6 protein-coding genes are annotated in these 6,428 nt (G+C 71.2%); 2 read left to right on the top strand and 4 right to left on the bottom strand.

Features of this window, described 5'->3' with window-relative positions; all coding sequences use genetic code 11:
• Positions 1-465 (top strand): OmpA family protein (locus OOZ19_RS13965; protein WP_266090512.1); only part of this gene is annotated, 465 nt, incomplete at its 5' end.
• Positions 466-589: 124 nt separating this feature from the next.
• On the opposite strand, the gene OOZ19_RS13960 is transcribed toward OOZ19_RS13965, so the two are convergent.
• From OOZ19_RS13960 to OOZ19_RS13945, 4 genes are all read right to left on the bottom strand, one after another.
• Positions 590-922, bottom strand: coding sequence for a YnfA family protein (locus tag OOZ19_RS13960; RefSeq protein ID WP_184484124.1), 333 nt, complete (start codon positions 920-922; stop codon positions 590-592).
• 48 nt (positions 923-970) lie between these two features.
• On the bottom strand, positions 971-1,654 hold the full coding sequence (locus tag OOZ19_RS13955; RefSeq protein WP_266090511.1) for an SDR family oxidoreductase: 684 nt from the start codon (positions 1,652-1,654) through the stop codon (positions 971-973).
• A gap of 258 nt (positions 1,655-1,912) precedes the next feature.
• Positions 1,913-3,970: a PhoX family protein gene (locus OOZ19_RS13950; RefSeq protein WP_266090510.1), complete on the bottom strand. Its 2,058-nt coding sequence runs from the start codon at positions 3,968-3,970 to the stop codon at positions 1,913-1,915.
• 280 nt (positions 3,971-4,250) lie between these two features.
• Positions 4,251-5,477, bottom strand: coding sequence for an MFS transporter (locus OOZ19_RS13945; RefSeq protein WP_266090509.1), 1,227 nt, complete (start codon positions 5,475-5,477; stop codon positions 4,251-4,253).
• A 247-nt stretch (positions 5,478-5,724) separates the two neighbouring features.
• On the opposite strand from OOZ19_RS13945, the gene OOZ19_RS13940 reads away from it, so the two are divergent.
• Positions 5,725-6,372 carry an HAD family hydrolase gene (locus OOZ19_RS13940; RefSeq protein ID WP_266090508.1) on the top strand — a complete coding sequence of 216 codons (648 nt, stop codon included), beginning with the start codon at positions 5,725-5,727 and terminating at the stop codon, positions 6,370-6,372.
• Positions 6,373-6,428 lie beyond the last annotated feature (56 nt).

The following is a 6,428-nucleotide window of genomic DNA, read 5'->3' as shown; positions in this document are numbered from 1 at the left end:
GGCGGGGCCGGGGCCGGTACCTGGCCTTCCTGGCCCCCTTGTCCTTGGTTCCCGCCGCTGGAGCAGCAGCAGGAACAAGCACCACCACCGCCTCCTCCCGGCCCCGACCCGGCCGCGGCGAAGGCCGCGCTGCAACAGCAGATCGACCAGGCGCTGCAGCAGAGCCCGATCACGTTCCAGGCCGACAGTCCGGAGCTGACCGAGCAGGGCGAGCAGACCGCGCAGAAGGCGGCGGAACTGGCCAAGAGCGCCCCGCAGGAGCTGAAGTTCACCGTCACGGGCTTCGTCGCCAACACCGGCAGCCCGTCGCCCGAGGACCAGCAGCTCTCCCAGCAGCGGGCGCAAGCCGTCGCGGACAAGTTCGCGGAGGCGGGCGTGCCCGTCGAACGGCTGGAGGTCGTCGGCAAGGGACCCGCCGAAGGCGGGCAGGAGACCGATCGGCACGCGACGATCAGCGTTCAGTAACGGCTCGTCGTGGCGAGAACGGGAGGGCGTCCGCGTGGACGCCCTCCCGTTCTCGCGCCCGGTTGCGGGTTCGGCGCGCCGGCCGTGGCGACCGGAGCCCGCTGCCCGGTCTCGGACCGCGAGCTCAAGACCGGGGCGCGTACATGATCACGGCGACGCCGAGCAGGCAGAGGGCGGCGCCCGCGAGGTCCCAGCGGTCCGGGCGGAACCCGTCCAGCAGCATCGCCCAGCCGAGCGAGCCCGCGACGAAGACACCGCCGTACGCGGCGAGGATGCGCCCGAAGTTCGCGTCCGGCTGCAACGTGGCCACGAAACCGTAGGCGCCGAGCGCGAGCACGCCCGCGCCCATCCACAGCAGGCCCTTGTGCTCGCGCACTCCCTGCCAGACCAGCCAGGCCCCGCCGATCTCCGCCACGGCGGCCAGGGCGAACAGCACGATCGAACGCAGCACGGTCACGTCGTCACGCTAGGCGGGGGCACCCCGCGCGGGGTCGTCGGGTGCGGCTCAGGAGGGGCGGACGACGATCTCGGTGAGGTGCGCGTCGGCGGCGGCGCGCACGGCGGAGCAGACCGGCCCGGCGACCGACTCCGGGCGCAGGTAGCGCTCCGGCTGGAACTCGCCGCACTCGGCGTCGCGCACCTCGCGCTGCATGTCGGTGTTGATCCGGCCGGGGAAGACCGAGGTCACCCGCACGCCGTTGGTCGCTTCCTCGGCGCGCAGCACGTCGGCGAACGCGCGCAGCGCGAACTTGCTCGCCGCGTAGGAGCCCCAGTTCGGCTTCGCCTCCCGGCCCGCACCTGAGTTGATCAGCACCACGTGGCCGGAGGCGGCGCGCAGCTCGGGCAGCAGCAGCCGGGTCAGCTCGGTCACGGCGAACAGGTTCAGCTCGAAGGTGCGCCGCCACGAGTCCACCCCGGTCTCCGCGACCGCACCGAGCTCGACGAGACCGGCGCTGTGCACCAGCACGTCCAGCCGGTCGATGTCGCGCACCGCCGCGGCCACCGCGTCGTCGTCGGTCAGTTCCACCGGCCACGGCCGGGCGCCGTCGATCTCCGCCGCCAGCGCGCGCAGCGCCTCGCCGTCCCGGCCGCCGAGCAGCACGTCGTGGGTTTCGGAGAGGGCGCGGGCAACGGCGGCCCCGACGCCACGGGAAGCACCCGTGACCAGGGCGATCGGACGTTCAGACATGGTCTGAATCGTATCCGTCGCACGATCGCGCACGGTCGCCGGTCGTCCCACTCCGCTGGACGGGCTTGACCTCGACCAGACGGGCGACTAACGCGATCCGGTGAGCAGCGCCAGCGCCGCCGCGCCCGCAACGGGCGACCGCATCCTGCGCAAGGTCGCGGTCCGGCCGATGCCCACCGGCATCCGACTCCGCTGGAGGACTGACGAGCGCAACGAGGGCCTCCCGAATTCGGAAGGCCCCCGCGCTCGCAGGTGGGATCAGCGTCGGCCGATCTCACCGCCGTCCTGGCGCCACACCACCGCCACCGACGGCCGGGGCTGCGAGTCGCCGCCGTCCGGCCAGTGCGAGGTGGGGTGCTGGGCGTCCTCGGCGTCCTCACCGGGGTGCTGCACGTTGACCGTGATCAGGTCGTCGAGCACCACGGGCCCGCAGGTCTCGGCGCCCACCGGCACGGTGAGGAACTGCTTCACCTTGCCGCGCTCCGGCCCCTCGACCGGCACCGCGAACAGGCCGTCGTTGGAGCCGAGCTCGTTGCCGTCGGTCGTGATCCACAGGTTGCCGAACCGGTCGAAGGTCACGTTGTCCGGGCAGGAGATCGGACTGACCTGGGACTTGTCGAAACCGCCGAAGTAGGTGCCCGGGTCGTTCGGGTCGCCGCAGACCAGCAGCAGGTTCCAGCGGAACTCGGTGCCGGTGGTGTCGTCGTCGAACTCCAGGACGTGCCCGTGCTTGTTGCCGACGCGCGGGTTGGCCTCGTCCGGCGCCGCGTTGCCCTCGGAACCGCGGTTGGAGTTGTTCGTCAGGGCGCAGTAGATGCGGCCGTTGACCGGGTTGGGCTCGATGTCCTCCGGGCGGTCCATCTTCGTCGCGCCGAGCGCGTCGGCGGCGAGCCGGGTGAACACGTAGACCTCGTCGGCGGTGAAGCCGGGCACGAAGGACTCGGTGCCGCTGGCCAGCTTCAGCCACTCACCGGTGCCGTCGAAGTGCCCGTCCGCGGGCAGCTCGCCGGTGCCGTCGATCTCCTCGGCGGGGCTGTTGCCGCTGAACTTGGCGACGTAGAGGGTGCCGTCGTCGAGCAGCGCCGAGTTGTGCCGCCGCGCGTGCGCGCTCTTGCCGGGCTTGAAGCGGCCGTGCGAGACGTACTTGTAGATGTAGTCGAAGCGCTCGTCGTCGCCGGAGTAGGCGACGACCCGGCCGTCGTCGGCGATCTTGATGGTCGCGCCTTCGTGCTTGAAGCGGCCCAGCGCGGTGTGCTTGATCGGCGTCGACTCCGGGTCGTTCGGGTCGATCTCCACGATCCAGCCGAAGCGGTGCGCCTCGTTCGGCTCCTGGGAGACGTCCCAACGCTTGTCGAACCGCTCCCACTTGCGGTCGGTCTCACCAGTGCCGACGGCGTAGCGCTCGTAGCGCTTCGCGGCGACCGGGTCGGTGATCAGCTCGGAGTGCCCGAAGTACTGGTGGAAGTTCTCCTCGCCGGACAGGATCGTGCCCCACGGGGTGACGCCGCCCGCGCAGTTGTTCTGGGTGCCGAACACCTTGGTGCCGGTGGGGTCCGCCGAGGTCTTCAGGTGGTCGCTGCCCGCCGCGGGCCCGCGCACCTCGAACTCGGTGTTCAGGGTGATCCGCCGGTTGTACTCGCTGGGCTTCGGCACGAGGCCCTTGGCGCGGTCCTTCTCCACGTACACCACGGACAGGCCGTGCGCGGCCCACGAGATGCGGACCTGCTGCTCGGTGGGGTTGTTCTCATCGTAGTTCGAGAACATGTGCGACTCGGTGGTGTACTCGTGGTTGACCACGAGCAGGCCGCGCCTGCCGGAGCCGTCCAGCGGGACGAGCCCGGCGAAGTCGTTGTTGTAGCCGAACTGCTTCTCCTGGGCCTCGGCGGTCTGGCCGTGGAAGTCGAACTCCGGCGCGCCTTCGAGCAGCGGGTCGCCCCAGCGGATCACGATGCCCTGCTCGTAGCCCTCGGGGATCGTGACGCGGTCTTCCTTGTTCGGCGCGACCGGCGCGAAGTCGGTTCCCGGCACCACCGGTCCGCCCGCGGTCGCCGACGGTGCGGCGGCAGCGGCGGTGCTGGACAGCGCGGAGGCCCCGCCGACGGCGAGCGCCAGCACGCCGCTCGCTTTGAGCGCGCCGCGGCGGTCGAGGACGCTCTCCACGATGTCGCCGAAGTAGCCGTTGTCCGAGGTGTTCGGCGCTTCGTGGGCGCACGCGTTGCCGCAGCGGTACTTGCAGGTCGCCGAGGCGCGGCGCGCGGAGTGGTTCGACAGAAGTGGGAGCGGGACGACCCGCCCGCTGTCCGGTCGGGAAGGCAAACGGACCTCCAAATGTCAGTCAGGAACACCGTGACGCTATGCCGATCAGGCGAGAGTTCCTGGACAAGAAGGTGAACAACACCCGAAATCATGACGCTAGGTCGCTCACGTTTCGCGTGGAGCGGTCGTTTCGGTCGCTGGTTCGCGTGACTTGCTCACTCTGCGCTATGACCGGCACTCCGCATGATCCCGCCGCCCACCGCTCCGCGACAGGAGTGAACGGACCGTTCGTCCAAGCGGATAGGACGAACGGTCCGTTCACCCGGGTTCGTGGTTCGGGTCAGAACTCCTCGCCGACGGCGGCGGCCTCCACCGGGATGCGGTGCGGGTCCTCGCGCTTGCGCAGGTCCGCCACCAGCAGGCACGCCGAGATCACGCACAGCACCGCCGCCACCGCGAACGGGGCGTGCGGCGAACCGAACCAGTCCGCGACGTGCCCGACCAAGGTCGCCGCCACGGCCCCGCCGAACCAGCGGCAGAAGTTGTACCCGGCGCTGGCGACCGGGCGCGGCGCGTCGCTCACGCTCATCGCGGTCCCGGTGAACAAGGTGTTGAGCAGGCCGGAGGCGATGCCGCTGAGGATCACCGCCACCACCACGACCGGCTTCGGCCCGATCGCCATCACCGCCAGCAGCACCGCGTAGAGCAGCACCGCGATCACCGTGCCGCCCGCATCGCCGAACCGGGCGGCGAGCTTCGGGGCGAGCGTCACGCCCGCGACCGCCACGCACAGGCCCCAGCTGAAGAACACCAGGCCGACGGCGATGGCGCCGAACTCCAGCACGAACGGCGCCCAGGCCAGCACCACGAAGAACGCCGCCGTGTAGAACGCCGATCCGAGCGCCGTGCGCAGCAGGCCGCCGTGCTTGAGGGCGCGCAGCGGGTCGAGCAGCCGTACCTTCGGCCGCTTCGCCGGGTCCTTCTCGTCGGGGGGCAGGAAACCGGCCGAGAGCACCAGCGCGATGGCCATCAGCACCGCCGTCCCGGCGAACGGGCCGCGCCAGGAGATGTTGCCTAGCAGCGCGCCGAGTAGCGGGCCGGTGGACAGGCCGATGCCGAGCGCCGCCTCGTAGAGCAGGATCGCCGCCTGCTGGCCGCCGCTGGCCGCGCCGACGATCACCGACAGGGCGGTGGCGATGAAGAACGCGTTGCCCAGGCCCCACACCGCCCGCAGCGCCACGAGCTGCCCGATCGAAGCGGCGAGCGCGCAGGCGACGGTGGCCAGCACGATCAGGACCAGGCCGGTCACCACGGTCCGCTTCGGGCCGAAGCGGGCGCTGAACGCGCCGGTGATGAGCATCGCGACGACCTGAACGCCCAGGTAGGACGAGAACAGCAAGGTCACCTGCTCGGGCCCGGCGTGCAGGGCTTCTGCGATGGAAAGCAGGATCGGGTCGACCAGCCCGATGCCCATGAAGGCGATCACCGCGGCGAACGCCGTGATCCACACCGCCTTGGGCTGGCCCTTGAAGACGTCCAGCAGCCGGACGTCGTGCGTGCCGCTCATCGGCCGCCACTCCTCGGTTCTCGAAACGGGGTGAGCCGTTCCGCGCCGCGAACCTCGCAAGGTGAACGCCCACCGATTATTTCGTTTGCCATGCTAACTTTCTGGTGGAGCTCCGGCCAGCCACCATGAGCAGGCCCACAACCGCAGCAGGTCCGATCGACGCAGCGCGGGCGCGCGATCGGAGCAATTCGGCGGCGCGCCGCCCGGCAGGAGCGGACACCGCGCCCGAGCTCCTACGATCGGCGGCGTGCCACCCGCAGCCGTGCTCTTCGACCTCGACGGCGTCCTCGTCGACTCCGAACAACTCTGGGACCGCATCCGCCGCGACGTCGTCGCCGCCCACGGCGGACAGTGGGCCGACGGCGCCACCGAAGCCATGCAGGGCATGAGCACGCCGGAGTGGGCCCGCTACCTGGTCGACGACCTCGGCGCCCGGCTCACCGCCGATGAAGCCGCCGACACCGTCATCACCGAGATGGCCCGCGTCTACGCCGACGACGCGCCCGTGCTGCCCGGCGCCGTGGCGGCCGTGCGCGCCGTCGCCGCGAAGTTCCCCATCGCCATCGCCAGCTCCGCGCCACCGCGCATCATCCGCGCGTTCCTCGACAGCACCGGGCTCGAAGTCGGTGCCACCCTCTCCAGCGAACAGGTCGGCGCGGGCAAACCCGCCCCAGACGTGTACTTGGAGGCCGCGCGGTTGCTCGGCACCACCGCGCCCGAGTGCGCCGCCGTCGAGGACTCCAGCAACGGCCTGCGCGCCGCCACCGCCTCCGGCGCCACCGTGTTCGCCGTGCCCAACCCGCACTTCCCGCCGGCCGACGACGCCCTCGCCGGCGCGCACCTCGTCCTCGGCGAGATTTCCGAACTCCCCGCCGCGCTCGACCGGCTCGGCTGAACGGAGCAACTCCGCCCGCCGCTGTTGACCTGGCCCTGAGGGCACGTCCTTGAGTC

The sequence above is a fragment of the Saccharopolyspora sp. NFXS83 genome, assembly GCF_026241095.1.
GTDB lineage: Bacteria > Actinomycetota > Actinomycetes > Mycobacteriales > Pseudonocardiaceae > Saccharopolyspora_C.
The sequence above is the reverse complement of the archived record's forward strand: the minus strand, read 5'-3'. Positions and strand labels throughout refer to the sequence as shown.